The 18,530-nt window shown below is 37.9% G+C and carries 15 protein-coding genes; all 15 read left to right on the top strand.

Translation table 11 applies throughout. From position 1 onward, the window contains the following. Positions 1–4 precede the first annotated feature (4 nt). On the top strand, positions 5–322 hold the full coding sequence (locus tag EC501_RS12220) for a YerC/YecD family TrpR-related protein (protein ID WP_122972584.1): 318 nt from the start codon (positions 5–7) through the stop codon (positions 320–322). 178 nt (positions 323–500) lie between these two features. Then, positions 501–1,196 carry a heptaprenylglyceryl phosphate synthase gene (pcrB, locus tag EC501_RS12225; RefSeq protein ID WP_122972585.1) on the top strand — a complete coding sequence of 232 codons (696 nt, stop codon included), beginning with the start codon at positions 501–503 and terminating at the stop codon, positions 1,194–1,196. A gap of 68 nt (positions 1,197–1,264) precedes the next feature. Further along, positions 1,265–3,523: a DNA helicase PcrA gene (gene pcrA / locus EC501_RS12230; protein ID WP_122972586.1), complete on the top strand. Its 2,259-nt coding sequence runs from the start codon at positions 1,265–1,267 to the stop codon at positions 3,521–3,523. A 43-nt stretch (positions 3,524–3,566) separates the two neighbouring features. Then, positions 3,567–5,567: an NAD-dependent DNA ligase LigA gene (ligA, locus tag EC501_RS12235; RefSeq protein WP_122972587.1), complete on the top strand. Its 2,001-nt coding sequence runs from the start codon at positions 3,567–3,569 to the stop codon at positions 5,565–5,567. Between the two features lie 14 nt (positions 5,568–5,581). Then, a complete protein-coding gene (locus tag EC501_RS12240) occupies positions 5,582–6,760 on the top strand; it encodes a CamS family sex pheromone protein (protein WP_122972588.1) in 1,179 nt (392 codons plus the stop codon). Positions 6,761–7,084: 324 nt separating this feature from the next. Then, entirely contained in the window at positions 7,085–7,378 is a 294-nt protein-coding gene (gene gatC, locus EC501_RS12245; RefSeq protein WP_122972589.1) for an Asp-tRNA(Asn)/Glu-tRNA(Gln) amidotransferase subunit GatC, read from the top strand. A gap of 25 nt (positions 7,379–7,403) precedes the next feature. Beyond that, entirely contained in the window at positions 7,404–8,867 is a 1,464-nt protein-coding gene (gene gatA / locus EC501_RS12250; RefSeq protein WP_122972590.1) for an Asp-tRNA(Asn)/Glu-tRNA(Gln) amidotransferase subunit GatA, read from the top strand. A 2-nt stretch (positions 8,868–8,869) separates the two neighbouring features. After that, complete coding sequence (gene gatB / locus EC501_RS12255; protein WP_122972591.1) at positions 8,870–10,315, top strand: Asp-tRNA(Asn)/Glu-tRNA(Gln) amidotransferase subunit GatB; 1,446 nt, start codon at positions 8,870–8,872, stop codon at positions 10,313–10,315. 119 nt (positions 10,316–10,434) lie between these two features. Then, complete coding sequence (locus EC501_RS12260; RefSeq protein ID WP_122972592.1) at positions 10,435–11,004, top strand: thioredoxin family protein; 570 nt, start codon at positions 10,435–10,437, stop codon at positions 11,002–11,004. Positions 11,005–11,104: 100 nt separating this feature from the next. Then, the gene (locus EC501_RS12265; protein WP_122972593.1) at positions 11,105–12,028 is read left to right on the top strand and encodes a diacylglycerol kinase; all 924 of its coding nucleotides are present in this window, start codon (positions 11,105–11,107) and stop codon (positions 12,026–12,028) included. Positions 12,029–12,286: 258 nt separating this feature from the next. Then, positions 12,287–13,633, top strand: coding sequence for a cytochrome ubiquinol oxidase subunit I (locus EC501_RS12270; RefSeq protein ID WP_122972594.1), 1,347 nt, complete (start codon positions 12,287–12,289; stop codon positions 13,631–13,633). After that, a complete protein-coding gene (locus EC501_RS12275) occupies positions 13,630–14,655 on the top strand; it encodes a cytochrome d ubiquinol oxidase subunit II (RefSeq protein WP_122972595.1) in 1,026 nt (341 codons plus the stop codon). Before EC501_RS12270 ends, EC501_RS12275 begins: the two co-directional genes overlap by 4 nt. Before the next feature lie 12 nt (positions 14,656–14,667). After that, positions 14,668–14,781, top strand: coding sequence for a cytochrome bd oxidase small subunit CydS family protein (cydS, locus tag EC501_RS18815; RefSeq protein ID WP_406927866.1), 114 nt, complete (start codon positions 14,668–14,670; stop codon positions 14,779–14,781). A 115-nt stretch (positions 14,782–14,896) separates the two neighbouring features. Further along, positions 14,897–16,258 carry a 23S rRNA (uracil(1939)-C(5))-methyltransferase RlmD gene (rlmD, locus tag EC501_RS12280; RefSeq protein WP_122972596.1) on the top strand — a complete coding sequence of 454 codons (1,362 nt, stop codon included), beginning with the start codon at positions 14,897–14,899 and terminating at the stop codon, positions 16,256–16,258. A 276-nt stretch (positions 16,259–16,534) separates the two neighbouring features. Continuing rightward, positions 16,535–18,295, top strand: a complete 1,761-nt coding sequence (locus EC501_RS12285; RefSeq protein WP_122972597.1) for a methyl-accepting chemotaxis protein — start codon at positions 16,535–16,537, stop codon at positions 18,293–18,295. The last annotated feature ends 235 nt before the right edge of the window (positions 18,296–18,530 follow it).

Consider the following 18,530-nt stretch of genomic DNA (forward strand, 5'->3'; position numbering starts at 1 on the left):
GAATATGCAGATCGATAAAATTCGTGGGCATCAAACGGACCAATTATTTAAAGCTGTATTGGAATTAAAAGATCTTGAAGAATGCTATAAATTTTTCGATGATTTATGTACCATTAGTGAAATTCAATCATTAGCCCAACGGTTTGAAGTAGCCCATTTATTACGTTTAAAGAAAACGTATGAATCAATTAAAAAAGAAACAGGTGCATCTACTGCAACAATTTCTCGTGTTCGACGTTGTTTTGATTATGGAAATGATACTTATGATGAAATGTTAGGTCGTCTTTATCCAGATGAGAAACCGTTCCAAGCATCTAAATAATGATAAGCTTAAAAGTGAAATTTAGGCTGTTTAGTTAGTCAAAAGTAAGAAGACTTCCTAGACAGCTTTTTCTATTGAGTAAAGAGAATGTAATTTTCGCTTTATGTAAGTTTACGTTATACTTGTAAGCGTATATAAAACAATTGATTTTTCAAATTTGATAGGTGGGAATGGAAGAATGGATTATAAAAATTGGCGACATGTGTTTAAAGTGGATCCAGCAAAGGAAATTTCAGATGAATCGTTAGAAAAAATATGTGAATCGGGTACGGATGTCATTTTAGTTGGTGGTACAGATGGTGTCACAATCGATAATGTAATTGATATTTTACTACGAGTACGACGTTTTTCAGTACCTGTTGCATTGGAAATTTCAAATGTTGAATCCGTTTTAGCTGGTTTTGATTATTACTTCATCCCTTCTGTTTTAAATAGCCGTGAGACAAAATGGGTGAAAGACCTACATCATGAAGCGATTAAAGAGTATGGAGACGTCATGGTTTGGGACGAATTAGTTGCGGAAGGATATTGCGTTTTAAATCCTGATTGCAAAGTAGCGCAAGTAACAAATGCCAATACGGATTTAACGAAGGACGATGTCATTGCCTATGCTCGTCTTGCCGAAAACTATTTTAAATTACCGATTTTTTATATCGAATATAGTGGAACTTATGGAGATAAAGAAATCGTATCTTCTGTAAAGGAAGTATTAAATGACACGAAACTGTTTTACGGTGGAGGTATTACAACTGTAGAACAAGCAGCTGAAATGGCACAAATTGCCGACACAGTCGTAGTAGGCAATATTATATATGACGATTTAAAACAGGCGTTAAAAACAGTAGAAGCTGTAAAAGGCGTTGTAGATGAATAAACCAAGTGCGAGAATAAATTCGTTATAGTATAATTGAGAACAAATGTTTGTATAAAGGGCGGTGCATCATGGAACAAATAACGAAAAATTTACTGAACGGAATGAATCCACAGCAAGCAGAAGCTGTGAAAACGACAGAAGGACCGTTACTAATTATGGCAGGAGCTGGTTCTGGGAAAACGCGTGTTTTAACCCGTCGAATTGCTTACTTAGTAGTGGAAAAGGAAGTTTATCCTTCGAAAATTTTAGCGATTACCTTTACAAATAAAGCAGCACGGGAAATGCGCGAACGTATTGATAATTTACTTGGTAACGGTACGACGGAAAGTATGTGGGTTTCTACTTTCCACTCCATGTGTGTGCGCATTTTAAGACGCAATATCGATCGAATAGGCATTTCAAAAAACTTTTCCATTTTAGATTCTGCGGATCAATTGTCTGTTGTAAAAAATGTATTAAAGGAATTAAATATTGATTCCAAACGTTTTGAACCTCGCGCTATTTTAAATGCTATCAGTGCAGCTAAAAACGAATGTATTACTGCAGATCAATATAAAGCAAATAGCAACCCGAACAATCCTTATGAGAAAGTCGTTGCACAAGTGTACGAGGGGTACGAAAAAAGACTTCGACGTAATCAGTCTTTAGATTTTGATGATTTAATTATGACAACGATTACGTTGTTTGAACGTGTTCCAGATGTGTTGGATTTCTACCAAAATAAATTCCAATATATTCATGTGGATGAGTATCAAGATACGAACCATTCCCAATATAAACTTGTTCAATTACTTGCACAAAAATTTAAAAATATTTGTGTCGGTGGTGATTCAGATCAGTCCATTTATAGATGGCGTGGAGCTGATATCGGCAATATTTTATCCTTTGAAAAGGATTACCCTAATGCAAAGGTTATTTTATTAGAGCAAAATTACCGTTCAACAAAACGGATTTTACAAGCAGCCAATGATGTCATTGAACATAATGAAAGTCGATATCCGAAAAAACTTCGTACGGACAATTTAGAAGGAGAGAAAATAGTTCTTTATAAAGCTTATAATGAACAAGATGAAGCTCAATTTGTTGTGCAAACAATCCAAAAGCTAATGGAAAAAGAAAACCGTTCATTAGATGACTTTGCGATTCTTTACCGTACGAATGCCCAGTCCCGTGTGATGGAGGAAGTGCTCGTTAAATCGAATATGACTTACCAAATCGTCGGTGGAACAAAATTCTATGATCGAAAAGAAATTAAAGATTTATTAGCCTATTTAAGATTAATTGCCAACAATGATGATGACTTATCCCTTGCTCGGATCATTAATGAGCCAAAAAGAAATATTGGGGCCACATCGTTCGAAAAAATGGCTACATATGCTATTCAACAAGACCGTTCCATTTTTGATGCGATGAAGGAAGTTTTGTTCATGGGCTTAACTCCGAGGGCAGCAGGTGCGGTTGATAAATTCCGAGAGTTAATCGAAGGATTTACGAAAATGCAAGAGTATTTATCCGTTACGGAGCTTGTTGAACAAGTGATCGAAAAATCCGGTTATCGGGCAATGCTTGAAAATGAAAAAACGATTGAATCAGAAAGCCGTTTAGAAAATATAGAAGAATTTTTATCTGTTACGAAGGCTTTCGAAGAGCGTAGTGACGATAAATCTTTAATTGCCTTTTTAACAGATTTAGCGCTAGTAGCAGATATCGATGCTCTAGATAAAGAGGATACATCAAAGGGAAGTATTATCTTAATGACGATGCATGCTGCAAAGGGATTAGAGTTCCCGATTGTATTTATTATCGGTATGGAAGAAAATGTCTTCCCCCATTCCCGTTCTTTAGACGATCCAGCGGAGATGGAAGAAGAACGGAGACTTGCTTATGTTGGGATTACGCGGGCGGAGCAACGTTTATATTTAACTTGTGCTGGTTCTCGTACTCTATTTGGCCGTTCAAGCTACAATATGCCTTCCCGCTTCTTACAAGAAATTTCGGAAGACATTATCGAACAAATTTCAAAATCCGGCCATCGTATAGATGCGGATGAATTACCATTTAGTACCGGACGTAGCCAACGGGCTCAAAGTCAAAGACGAAGAACGATAGGGAATGTCCAAACGAAGCCACAAATTGCGAACCTTCAATCGACTGGCGGTGACCAACTCCAATGGAAAGCTGGAGATAAAGCTGTCCACGGTAAATGGGGGACTGGAACGGTTGTTAGTGTGAAAGGTGAGGGGGACGGCATGGAATTAGATATCGCCTTCCCAAGTATAGGAATCAAACGATTACTTGCTAAATTTGCTCCGATTACGAAAGGGTAAAAGGGAACTATCTTCGTAATGGATGAAAAGATGGAGGAATAAAATGAACGATATTGAAAAACGAGTTGCCGAGTTAAATCAACTTCTTCATAAGTACGGTCATGCCTACTATGTTTTAGACAAGCCCCTTGTGTCTGATGCGGTGTATGATCAGCTTTTAAATGAATTAATTGCATTGGAAAAAGAGAATCCTTCTTTAATTTATCCAGATTCGCCGACTCAACGTGTTGGCGGTGTTCCGTTACAAGGATTTAAGAAAGTAACTCATAATTATCCGATGTTAAGCTTATCCAATGCTTTTGGTGAAGAAGATTTAAGGGATTTTGACCGTAAAATTCGCCAATCGATTGGGAACGATTTTTCCTATGTTTGTGAATTGAAAATTGATGGATTAGCTATTTCATTACGCTATGAGAATGGCGTATTTGTTCAAGGGGCAACCCGAGGGGACGGTACTGTTGGAGAGGATATAACGGCCAATTTAAAAACGATCCATGCCATCCCCCTTCGTTTAAACGAACCTGTAACAATTGAAGTGCGCGGAGAAGCATATATGCCGAAAAAATCCTTTGAAGCATTAAATAAAGCTCGTGCCGATAAAGGGGAAGAACTTTTTGCTAACCCGCGTAATGCGGCAGCTGGTTCCCTTCGTCAGCTTGACCCGAAAATTGCGGCAAGTCGTAACCTTTCCACATTCATCTATGCCATTGGTGGAGATGGGGAAGCTTATGGAATTGATTCCCATGCAGAAATGCTTGATTATTTAGAGACATTAGGATTCCCTTCCAATAAAGAGCGGGAATTTTGTGAAACAATTGACGACGTTCTTGCGTTCATTAATAAGTGGACTGAAAATCGCCCTCATCTTCCGTATGAAATTGATGGGATTGTCGTAAAAGTAAATCGCTATGCTCATCAAGATGAATTAGGCTATACAGCAAAAAGTCCACGTTGGGCCATTGCTTATAAATTCCCTGCAGAAGAAGTAATGACAACTTTACTAGATATCGAACTAACGGTAGGTCGAACAGGGGTCATTACACCAACCGCTATTTTAACTCCGGTTCAAGTTGCAGGAACAACTGTTGGAAGAGCATCCCTTCATAATGAAGATTTAATTCGCGAAAAGGATATTCGTATTGGCGATACCGTGATCATTCATAAAGCAGGAGATATTATTCCGGAAGTTGTTGGTGTCATTTTAGAACAGCGTCCAGAAAACTCTGTTCCTTTTGAAATGCCAACTAATTGTATTGCTTGTGGAAGCGAGCTTGTCCGCATTGAAGGTGAAGTAGCTTTACGTTGTGTCAATCCAACATGTCCTGCTCAAATTGCTGAAGGTATTAAACATTTCGTTTCAAGAAACGCGATGAATATTGACGGTTTAGGAGAAAAGGTAGTAGAACAACTTCTTCGTGAAAATTATATTCGTGATGTAAGTGACCTTTATCACTTAGAAGCAGAGCAGCTTGTAAAACTGGAACGAATGGGCGAAAAATCAGCGAAAAATTTAGTAGAAGCAATTGAACGTTCAAAGGAAAATTCGATGGAAAGATTGCTGTTTGGACTAGGAATTCGCCATGTTGGTGAAAAAGCGGCCAAATTATTAGCAGAAACGTTCGAATCGATGGATGCCCTGATGGCAGCGAAGGAAGAAGAAATTACGGCGATTTATGAAATCGGTGGTAAGATGGCTGACTCCATCGTTACGTATTTTGACAGTGATGAAGTGAAAGCGTTGATCACGAGACTGAAAGAAGCCGGTGTCAACATGCTGTATAAAGGTAAAAAGGTACAAGTGGAAATGGGTAACAATCCATTCGCAGGGAAAACGATTGTTTTAACTGGAAAATTATCGCAATTGACACGCAATGAAGCAAAGGCGAAAATAGAAGAGTTGGGTGGAACGGTAACAGGTAGTGTAAGTAAGAAGACAGACCTTGTTATTGCCGGCGAAGATGCAGGTTCAAAATTAACTAAAGCAAATGAACTAGGCATCGAAGTTTGGGACGAAAACCGCCTAATTGAACAATTACAACAGTAAAGGAGTTTCAAACGATGAACCGATTTCGCTGGATTCCGGCGATGGTCGTTGTTGCAATGCTAACAGGTTGTGTACCTTCATTCAAAGAAGATACAGAAGTGTTACAAGATACAGATGAAACTGAAGCAGAAGTTGAAACGACAATCATCCCAAGTATGCAATTAAATGATAATTATTATAAAACGCTAGTTCCGTATAAGGAAAGTGCTAGCCGTGGATTAGTCGTGTCTAATATTAATACGAAGTACGACATTAAAGAAGTAGAAGAAGGACTAATGCGCCTTTCACAAAATGTATTTGATACAGAAAATTACTTCTTCCAAGAAGGTCAGTACTTAGATAGCGATACAATTAGTAACTGGCTTGCTCGTAGTAACCAAAATCCCGATGAACCAGAAGAACTAAGAGGGTTAAATCCAGCTGATGTTAATAAAAGCGGCGAAAAAATGGACCCTGAAACAAGGGCGAAAGAAGCACCCATTTATCTTGCCCATATCGTCGAACAAAATTATCTAGTTAAAACAGATGATAATAAAGTAAAACTTGGTGGTATTTCGATTGGACTTGCTTTAAATTCCATCTACTACTACCAAAAAGAACAGTACGGGGACACTTTTGAAGAAAAAATTCCAGATGCTGAAATCGAGCAAAAAGGGAAAGAAATCGCAAAAGAAGTCATTTCCCGTTTACGTCAACGTCCTGAACTGAAGGATGTTCCAATTGTAATTGGTTTGTTTAAACAGCAAGCAAATAATGCAATCATACCTGGATCCTATTTTGCATATAACGTTTCAGAAAAGGGGCAATCGGATTTAGGAGAATGGCAAGATGTGAATGAGGCATACGTAACATTCCCAATGTCTTCACCAGAAGCGGTATATCGTGAAGTTAATGAAAGCTTCCAAAACTTTAAACATGAAGTAGATGAATATTTCTCCAATTATACAAGTGTTATAGGTAGAGGATTCTATCAAAATAACACGCTCACAAAGTTGTCCATTGAGGTTCCAATCCAATTTTATGGTACGACGGAGATCATCGGATTTACCCAATATTTATCGGGAATTATTGTTCAACAATTGCCTAAAGATGTGGATATAGAAGTTAGCATTACTTCGATAAACGGACCGGAAGCCCTTTTAATAAAAGAACGTAGTGATAAAGAGCCGTTTGTTCATATTTATGATTATTAATATGGACTAATCACTTCTTAGGAAAGTAGTATTAGAACATTCTAATGCTACTTTTTTATGTTGAAGTATGAAAGGAATAGCTCAATCTATTAGGAAATGATTAAATTTGCCTTTAATTTATGATATTTTTATTAATAGGTTTGAATTGGCGCGGTTTAAGGCGATAATATAGTTGATTATATAGGAAGTAATGAAGGCCTTGTAGTAGATGACCATTGATGTGCAAGAACTTTCAGGTTTTTGTCCTATTTTGTGATTTTTTATGAGAAAAATGGTATTATTATTGATTATTGCCACGCTTTAGAATAACGGAGGTGTAATGAAATGGCGAAATTATCAAAAGAAGAAGTAAAACACGTTGCCCATTTAGCGCGACTAGCGATTACTGATGAAGAAGCAGAGAAATTTGCAAACCAATTAGAAAAAATTACTGATTTTGCCCAAACATTGAGCGAATTAGATACAACGAATGTCAAACCAACATCCCACGTTCTACCGATCGTTAACGTTATGCGTGAAGACGTTGCCCAAAAAGGTTTAGATCGTGATGTAATGATGTTAAACGTAAAAGAGCAAGTGGATGGTCAAGTAAAAGTACCACCAATTTTAGAAGACTAAACCGCGATAAAAAGGAGGGAACTTCATGACGTTATTTGAACGTTCATCGAAAGAATTACAAGAAGGTTTACATAACGGCGAGATGAAAATCGCTGATTTAACGAACGAAGCATTTGCTCGCATCGAAAAACTAGATGACGATGTACAAGCTTTCTTAGCTTTAAATAAGGAAAAAGCAATGGAGCAAAGCTTAGAGTTGGACAAAGTTCCATTTGAACAACGGGGACCATTATTCGGCTTACCAATCGGTGTTAAAGATAACATCGTAACAGAAGGTTTAGAAACAACTTGTGCTTCTAAAATTTTAGAAGGTTTTATGCCAATTTATGATGCAACAGTAGTTAAAAAACTACGTGAAGCAGGTATGGTAACCGTGGGGAAATTGAATATGGATGAATTCGCGATGGGTTCATCTAATGAAAACTCCGCTTATAAAACAACGAAAAACCCATGGAATCTTGAGCATGTACCAGGGGGATCTTCTGGCGCATCTGCAGCTTCCGTTGCAGCAGGTGAAGTGCCATTTTCTCTAGGTTCAGATACTGGTGGATCAATCCGCCAACCAGCTGCATATTGTGGCGTAGTAGGTATGAAGCCTACTTATGGTCGTGTATCTCGTTTTGGTTTAGTGGCCTTCGCGTCATCATTAGACCAAATCGGACCAATTACACGTAACGTTTATGACAATGCTCTACTTCTTGAAGCAATTGCAGGGGTAGACCCTAACGACTCAACTTCAGCAGATGTACCTATACCAAACTACGTATCGAAATTAGATGGCGACATTAAAGGTTTACGTATTGCGGTACCAAAGGAATATTTAGGTGAAGGGGTAAACGAAGAAGTTAGAAATTCCGTATTAGCAGCTCTTGACGTTTTAAAAGGGTTAGGTGCTACTGTAGAAGAAGTATCCCTTCCTCATTCTAAATATGCTTTAGCAGCTTATTATATCCTTTCATCATCAGAAGCTTCATCTAACCTTTCCCGTTTTGACGGTATCCGTTATGGTTTCCGTGCAGAAGGCGTGAAAAACTTAATGGAACTTTATAAAGAAACACGAAGCCAAGGTTTTGGTGATGAAGTAAAACGCCGTATTATGCTTGGAACGTACTCTTTAAGTGCTGGAACTTACGATGCTTACTATAAAAAAGCTCAACAAGTTCGTACGCTTATTAAAGAAGATTACGATAAAGTATTTGAAAACTATGATGTGATTGTTGGACCAACAGCACCGACACCTGCTTTCAAAGTCGGTCAAAACATCAACGATCCATTAACGATGTATGCCAATGATATTTTAACCATTCCGATTAATTTAGCTGGTGTTCCTGCTATTTCTATTCCATGTGGATTTGAAAATGGCTTACCATTAGGTTTACAAATTATCGGAAAACATTTCGATGAGGAAACAATCTATCGCACGGCTTACGCTTACGAACAAGCGACAGAATTTCATAAACAAACTCCTCAAATTTGGGAGGGTAAATAAATATGAACTTTGAAACAGTTATCGGGTTAGAAGTACACGTAGAATTAAAAACAGAATCGAAAATTTTCTCTCCAGCACCAAACCATTTCGGTGCTGAACCAAATACAAACACGACAGTAATCGACCTTGGATATCCAGGTGTATTACCTGTGTTAAACAAAAACGTTGTTGATTTTGCGATGAAGGCTGCCTTAGCTTTAAATATGAAAATTAACCAAGAAACAAAATTTGACCGTAAAAACTATTTCTACCCAGACAATCCGAAGGCTTACCAAATTTCTCAATTTGATAAACCAATCGGCTATGATGGTTGGATTGAAATTGAAATCGAAGGTACAGACGGTCAACCAGGGTATACGAAAAAAATTGGTATTACCCGTCTTCATATGGAAGAAGATGCGGGTAAATTAACCCACGGTGATGGTTATTCATTAGTTGACTTTAACCGTCAAGGTACGCCACTTGTGGAAATCGTATCAGAGCCAGATATTCGTACGCCAGCTGAAGCTTATGCTTATCTTGAAAAGTTAAAATCAATTATTCAATACACTGGTGTTTCCGATGTGCGTATGGAAGAAGGTTCTTTACGTTGTGATGCGAATATTTCCCTTCGTCCATACGGTCAAGAAGAATTCGGTACAAAAACAGAGCTTAAAAACTTAAACTCTTTCAACTTTGTTCGAAAAGGTCTTGAATATGAGGAAAAACGCCAAGCAGAAGTGTTAATGTCTGGTGGCGAAATTAAGCAAGAGACTCGTCGTTTCGATGAAAAAACTGGTAAAACAATTTTAATGCGTGTGAAGGAAGGTACAGATGATTACCGTTACTTCCCAGAGCCGGATTTAGTTGATTTAAAAATTGACGATGAATGGTTAGAACGCGTTCGTCAATCGATTCCTGAACTTCCAGATGCTCGTAAAAAACGTTATGTTGAAGAGCTTGGGTTAAACGATTACGATGCAAGTGTACTAGTTGTGAACAAAGAGATTTCAGATTTCTTTGATGAAATGGTCGTTGCCGGCGCGGATGCGAAGCTTTCTGCGAACTGGTTAATGGGTGATGTGTCAGCTTACTTAAACGCAGAACAAATTGAAATTAGTCAAACGGCATTAACACCAGAGAATTTAGCAAGTATGGTGAAATTAATTGCAAATGGTACAATTTCATCTAAAATTGCGAAAAAAGTTTTCAGTGAATTAGTGAAAAACGGTGGAGATGCTGAGAAGATTGTGAAAGAAAAAGGGTTAGTTCAAATTTCTGACCCAGCTGTATTACTTGGCTTAGTAACAGAAGTGTTAGATGCGAACCCGCAATCTATCGAAGACTTTAAAAACGGTAAAGACCGTGCAATTGGCTTCTTAGTAGGTCAAATTATGAAAGCTTCTAAAGGACAAGCGAACCCACCAATGGTAAACAAAATTCTTCTTGAAGAAATTAATAAACGCTAATTAGTATTTGCCCCTATCATTCCAATGAAAGTTGGTTTGTAGGGGTTTCTTCGTCCAATCCTAAAAATTGTAATTTGCCCACATTTTATGCAAAATAAAAGAAAAAGGGGGAGTAAATAATGAAAACAGAACAACAATATTTTGAAGAATCCATCCCAATGGCCCAGTATATGGAACAAATGACGACGCCTATATTAAAAGAGAAAAGTTTTGCAGTATACGAAAATTTCAATGTAAATCCGAATGATGAACTTTTCCCATTATTAAAAGAGGAAAAACCTCATATTTTAGCCATTACGGAAGATTGGTGTGGCGATGCGATGCTAAATAATGCGGTTATTCGTAAAATAGCTGAAGAAGCGGATTTAGAAATTCGCTGCGCTTTCCGAGATGCGGATACCGATTTAATCGATCGCTATTTAACAAATGGCGGAAGGGCTATTCCAATCTATTTATTGTTAAATGAACAAGGTGAAGTGATTGGGAAATGGGGGCCTCGTGCACCAGAATTACAACAATTAGTGACAGAAATGCGGGCACAATTACCAGAAAAAGGAGACCCAACATTTGAACAAAAGCAAAAAGAAATGTATACTTCTATGCAGGACAAATTTGTTCATGATCCTCAATGTGCACAATGGGTTTATGAAGATATGAAAAAAGTACTATCAAAAGCTATACAAAAATAAAGTTTTAACGGAAAGGTCCTTTGAAAGTTCTTCTTACTTAGGACTTTCCCTTTTGTTGAAAAGTTTTATACATATTACGAAGTATAGGATGGAAGATAAAATGAAAAGAGCAAGAATCATTTACAACCCCACATCAGGTAGAGAGCTTTTTAAAAGAAACTTACCTGAAGTTTTAGAGAAGCTTGAAATTGCCGGGTACGAAACATCATGCCACGCAACAACTTGTGAAGGAGATGCGAAACAAGCAGCCGCACAAGCTGTAGAAAGAGGTTTTGATATTATCATTGCTGCTGGTGGTGATGGTACACTAAATGAAGTAGTAGCAGGGATGAGTCCTTATGAAAATCGACCGAAGTTAGGTGTAGTACCAATGGGAACGACGAATGATTTTGCAAGGGCCATTCGAGTTCCGCGTAAAATCGACGAGGCCATCGATATCATTATAAAAGGCGATACAATACCAGTCGATGTCGGGTTAATAAATGATGACCGTTATTTCATTAATATTGCTGCAGGTGGGCGTATAACGGAATTAACATACGAAGTACCGAGTAAAATGAAAACACTTCTCGGTCAACTTGCTTATTATTTAAAAGGAATTGAAATGATTCCTTCCATAAAAGCGACGAATATGCGCATCGAATTTGATGGGGAAGTTTTCGAAGGAGATGCCATGATGTTTTTATGTGGATTAACAAACTCTGTTGGTGGGTTTGAAAAAATAGCACCAGATGCAAGTATTAACGATGGATTATTCACTATGATGATCCTGAAGAAATGTAGCATTGCGGATTTTATAAAAGTGGCATCTTTAGCACTCCGCGGGGAACACTTAAATGATCCGAATGTGATTTACCGAAAGGCAAGTGTAGTGAAAGTTTCCAACGTGGATGAAAATGAAACGATTCATATTAACTTAGATGGTGAGTATGGTGGGGATGCACCCGTTACTTTTACTAACTTAAAACGCCATATTGAAGTATTCGTTCCAATCGAGGATATTCGTGAATTGGACCGAGTGTAATTAGCAGGAATGACCTGTATAAATGTTAGGGTAAACTAACGTTTATACAGGTTTTTTATTTTGAAAAAATGTTTGAAAGGATACTACCAGTTCTAATTAACACCGTTCAACTTCTACAAAAATGGGCATAATGGCTGTAAGGGGAGAGACAAATGTATAAAAAACAAGAAAAATGGCTAATTTACTTAAGTTTTGGAGTAGCAGCAATTATGTTGCTATCGATTTTAGGTCGATTATTTAGTTAGGGAGGACTTATTTTTGATTAACGAGTCAGCGGTGTTTTGGAGTCGAGTACTAACTGAAACAACCTTATCTTTTCATATTATTTATGCAACAATCGGCGTCGGCGTTCCGTTGATGATTATGATTGCCCAATGGGTCGGTTATCGAAATAATGATGAACATTACATTTTACTGGCAAGACGCTGGGCTAGAGGATTTGTCATTACGGTAGCCGTTGGGGTTGTTACAGGGACGGCAATTGGTTTACAGCTTTCTCTATTATGGCCAAACTTTATGGAGCTAGCAGGACAAGTCATTTCGTTACCTTTATTTATGGAAACCTTTGCCTTTTTCTTTGAAGCAATTTTCTTAGGTATTTATTTATATACTTGGGATCGTTTTGATAGTCAAAAGAAGCATATGCTGTTGCTCATACCTGTTGCCATCGGAGCATCGATGTCAGCGGTATTTATCACAATCGTCAATTCATTTATGAACGCGCCTCAAGGGTTCGATGTAGTAAACGGAAAGTTAGTCAATATTCAACCGTTAATCGCCATGTTTAACCCTGCAATGCCAACAAAAGTAACCCACGTCCTCGTTACAGCCTTTATGACTGCAGCGTTTATATTGGCATCCATCGCAGCCTTCCGTTTATTAAAGGGTTCAGATCATATTTATCATAAAAAAGCACTTTATCTTGTAATGAAATGTGGTCTTATTTTTTCGATTGCATCGGCCATTATTGGGGACTTTTCAGGAAAATATTTGGCTGAGTATCAGCCAGAAAAGTTAGCAGCTGCCGAATGGCATTTTGAGACGGAGGAAGGGGCCGATCTTATCCTATTCGGGATTATGAATGATGGAGAGGTAAAGTATGAAATTACCATTCCTTATGGGTTAAGTATATTAGCCTTTAGTAATCCGATGGCTGAAGTAATTGGGTTAAATGAATTTCCGGAAGATGAAAGACCTCCCCTTTATATCCATTATTTATTTAATTTAATGGTGTTTATCGGGATGTTCATGGTTCTTGTTTCCTTTATTTATTTAGTCGGGAAATGGCGTGGCTGGTCGTTTATCGCAAGCAAATGGTATCGATGGGTAGTCGTAGCGGGAGGCCCGTTATCGGTCATTGCCATTGAAGCGGGTTGGTGGTTAGCAGAAGTCGGAAGGCAACCGTGGATATTGCGAGGGATAATGCGGACAGAGCAAGGGGCAACGACAAGTGGAAATGTAGATTTGATGCTCCTTCTATTTTGTATTTTATATATTGTGCTAGGGATAGGTAGTATCGTCGTCTTATCAAGAATGTTTCGTTCCAATCCTATTGAAAAGGAAATTGAAGACAGGGAATCGGAAAAGGGTGGTGAAGTGCGATGAATCTTGAAGTGTTAGGAATTTCTGTATTATGGATATTTCTATTTGGTTATGTCATTGTGGCATCCATTGATTTTGGAGCAGGATTTTTTAATGCCTATAGTTTATTAACCGATCGATCCCATATTCTAACGGAGATTATTAAGCGCTATTTATCACCGGTTTGGGAAGTGACGAACGTATTTCTTGTATTCTTTTTCGTAGGTATCGTTGGATTTTTTCCCCAAACAGCTTTTTATTATGGAACGATTTTACTTGTGCCAGTGAGCATTTCATTATTGTTGTTAGCCATCCGGGGTTCCTATTATGCCTTTGAATCTTATGGTTCAGCAGGCCATAAAGGGTATGCCTTTGCCTATGGGCTAGCGGGGTTGTTAATTCCTGCATCCCTTTCAGTCGTTTTTACCATTTCGGAAGGTGGCTTCGTTGAGATGGTAAACGGACAGCCTGTATTAGATTATTGGGCGCTATATACAAGCCCCCTTTCTTGGAGCATTGTGTTATTAAGTATTTCAGCAGTTCTTTATATATCTGCGGTCTTTTTAACTTGGTATGCATGGAAAGCTAAGGATTTAGAAGCAAGTAACTTAATGAGAAAATATGCCCTAATCTGGTCTGTCCCATTAATTATTACAGCCTTCGGGATTATCGTAGAGTTACGCGGTCATAATGTAGAACATTATGAGAACATCGTCGCTATATGGCCTTTATTTGCACTTTCGGGATTATTATTTTTAGTTACGGTTTGGTTTATTTGGAAAAAGAGGTCATATGGTACGGCAGTAATTTTATTAATACTTCAATTTGCCTTTGCCTTTTTTGCCTATGGTGGTTCCCATTATCCGTATTTGTTATATCCATATTTAACAATACACGCTGGATTTACAAATAAAGAGATGGCGATTGCTTTAGTCATTGCCTTTATACTTGGTTTATGTTTATTGCTTCCATCCCTATATTTATTGTTCCGTTTATTTTTATTCAATAAAGACTATGTTACTGGCAAGAGTAACGATCATGCATAGGAGTGATACAAAATGAACGAGTTCATGATTTTTGTCGCCCCCTTTATAATAACTATTGTGTCAATTGTGCTGGCATTTCTATTAGCACCGATGGATAAAATCGTAAAGGATGAAGAAGTAAAATGAGGAAGGGCTGCTGTTAAAGTAGCTCTTTTTTTAAAATGAGATAAATTTCGTGCAAAAGTAGAGATTTTTACCCTCCACTTGTTTTACAATAGAAGAATTGAATGGAGGACGGAACATGGTAGCACCAGTAAAGAAAAATGATCGAAAAATCGTTTTAGTAGAAGATTTAACCCATGATGGAAATGGTGTGGCGAAAATCGACGGTTATCCGTTGTTTATTCAAGGCGCCCTTCCACAAGAAACGGTTGAAGTACATGTATTAAAAACTTTAAAAAATTACGGCTTTGCAAAAATCGTAGATATAAAAGAAGAATCTCCAGATCGAGTGAAAGCCCCATGTATTTATTTTGGAAAATGTGGTGGTTGCCAGCTGCAACATTTATCTTATGAAGGGCAGCTGAAATGGAAAGAAAACATGGTACGTAACGTTATGAAACGGATTGGCAAAATCGATGCGCCAGTATTGCCAGTGAAAGGGATGCAAGATCCGTGGAATTATCGTAATAAATCCCAAATTCCATTTACTCAAACGGAAACGGGTCCGATTGCGGGATTTTATAAATCAAAAACCCACGATATTGTCGACATGGAACGTTGTATTATTCAAGTAGAAGAAGCAGATCAAATCATGGCGAACTTGAAAAAGGAACTAATGGACATCGGTTTACAACCATACAACGAAGAGTCCCATCGAGGCATGCTTCGCCACGTCGTTATTCGAAAAGGGCGAGCAACAGGGGAAGTAATGGTCGTGTTAGTGACGAATAAACATAAGTTCCCACAAAAAGACGCAGCAATTGCATTGATCCGCAAGCTTGTCCCAAATGTGACATCGATTGTACAAAACGTTAATATCGAAAAAACGAATGTGATTTTAGGAAATGAAACGATTACCCTTTGGGGAAAAGATTTTATTGAGGATACAATTGGTAATGTCCGCTTTGAAATTTCAGCTCGTTCCTTCTACCAAGTAAATCCTGTACAAACAGAAGTGCTATATAAGCAAGCGTTAGATTATGCCCAATTATCCGGGGATGAAACGGTTATTGATGCTTATTGTGGGATTGGGACGATTTCGTTATTTTTAGCGGAGAAAGCAAAACAAGTGCTAGGAGTAGAAATCGTAGAACAAGCCATTGAAGATGCTAAACGTAACGCCGAATTAAACGGCTTTACAAATACGTATTTTGAAGCCGGCCCAGCAGAGGAAGTAATTCCACGTTGGTATGCTGAAGGTAAAAAAGCGGATGTACTAGTCGTCGATCCACCACGAAAAGGCTGCGATGAGGCATTGCTCAATACCATTATTGAGCAAAAACCAAAGCGAGTAGTTTACGTCTCCTGTAATCCAGCGACCTTAGCGCGGGACTTACGGGTACTCGAGGATGGCGGCTACAAAACAAAAGAAATCCAACCCGTAGACATGTTCCCGCAAACGACGCACTGTGAAGCGGTGGCGTGGTTGGAATTAGTATAAAGTAAGAAGAACGAATTCCTGATGGGGAATTCGTTTTTTTATTACTTAGAAAACTAGTTATTATCCGTTGAGCTTGATTTGAATTTAATGAAAAAAGTTTTTCCTCTTATTGCTAATTTTGACGAAATATATACTAAAGTTCGTAGATAGTATAGAAAAGTAAGACTAATAAGTTTATACTATAACTTCTAGTCTAAAGACCTACATCTGTTATATTATTTAGTGCTTATAGATTAGTGAATGCTTTTTTATTAATTTTCGGGGAGGATAATAAGAATGAAATTCAATTTGCTTGCATTTTTAACTGGAACGATTAAACGGAAGTTACTGACTGTCTCCATTTTATTATTGACGATTCCATTGATTGTTTTAGGTGTGTTTAGTTATGAAAAGAGTAGTAGTAGTTTAGATGAACTGGGTCAAACAAATTTAAAAAATAGTGTGGAACAAACCATTGAAATGATGGATGTACTCAATCAGCAAGTAGAAGAAGGCAAACTTTCCCTTGAGGATGCGCAGGAAAAAGTAAAAATAGCGATATTAGGAGAAATGGGAGAAGACAAAAAAAGACCAATTAACAAAAATATTGATTTAGGTGAAAATGGTTATATGTTTATTACTGATCGCGAAGGAACTTTTGTTGCTCACCCTTCTAAAGAGGGGCAGAACCTTTGGGATAAAAAGGATGAAAATGGTACATATTACGTCCAAGAATATATTGAAAGAGGTATCAATGGGGGAGGATATACCGATTTTATCGCTCCGTTTATTGATAACCCAAATAAATTCGGAGAAAAAATTTCCTACTCTAAAGAATTCCCTGAATGGGGTTGGGTAGTGGTATCAGGTACCTATATGGTAGATTTTAATAAACCTGCTGGTGAAATTCTGTCATTAAATTTCATCGTTATGGGGATAACGTTACTGATTGGTATTGTAGTGATTTGGCTATTTGCTAATAATGTGACGAATCCGATTAAAAAAGTAACGGAACAAATGACCCATATCGCTAATGGGAATTTAACAGTTGATGAACTGGACATTAAGTCAAAAGATGAAACGGGACAATTAGCCAATGGGCTCAATGACTTACATACTAATTTAAAAAATATGATTCAAAATATCTCAAACGCCTCCCAGTTGATTTCGTCCCACAGTGAGGAAATGACACAATCCGCAAATGAAGTAAAAGTAGGAACAGAGCAAATCTCTAAAACAATGGAGGAAATTGCATCTGGTACCGAATCGCAAGCAAGTCTGTCTGGTGATCTTTCGACATCAATGGGGATGTATGTGGAAAAAGTAGAAGAAGCAAATGACAATGGCGAACGAATTTATCAGTCTTCAAATGAAGTATTACAATTGACCGAAGACGGTGCCAAATTGATGCGACAATCTGTTGAGCAAATGTCAAATATTGATCGTATCGTTAAAGATTCCGTTGTGAAGGTACAGCAGTTGGATGTTCAATCCAATGAAATTTCTAAATTAGTTACAGTCATAAAAGATGTAGCTGAACAAACGAACTTATTGGCCCTTAATGCAGCAATTGAAGCAGCACGTGCTGGCGAACACGGACGTGGGTTTGCAGTTGTTGCAGAAGAAGTGAAAAAACTTGCGGAAGAGGTGTCCAAATCTGTAACGGATATCACACAAATTGTTAGTAGAATCCAAGGGGATACATCTGGCGTGGTAGACTCACTACAAACGGGATATTCAGAAGTCGAAAAAGGAACGAATCAGCTGAAAACAACAGGAGAGAAGTTTAGAAAAATTAATGATTCTGTTAAAGAAATGGCTTCGGCAATTAGTGTCGTTAGTGATCATCTAACGCTAATGAAATCCACAAGTCAGGAAATGAATTCGTCCATTGAAGAGATTGCGGCTATTTCGGAAGAGTCTGCAGCAGGTGTCGAACAAACCTCTGCCTCGGCTCAGCAAACAAGCAGTTCAATGGAAGAAGTTGCATCGAGTTCCGAAGAGCTTGCCAAACTAGCAATTGAGTTAAATGATTTGGTGAAGCAGTTTAGAGTATAGGTTAGTTAACAAAATAAGCACTCTGTGTGGGATGTACTCTCTGAATGCTATGAAGTAGTTACGTAGCAGGAGTGAGTATAAAGATAGAAGAACGAATTCCTAATGGGAAATCGTTCTTTTTATTAATTCTTTTAAAACCACGTGCTCTGCACGTGTGAAAATATACTTTTAGAGTGGTAATGGAGATGGAATTAAAAACTCCTCTCGATATAATGAAAATGGCCGTCAAACCAAA

The sequence above is a fragment of the Lysinibacillus halotolerans genome (assembly GCF_003711845.1).
GTDB classification, from domain to species: domain Bacteria; phylum Bacillota; class Bacilli; order Bacillales_A; family Planococcaceae; genus Ureibacillus; species Ureibacillus halotolerans.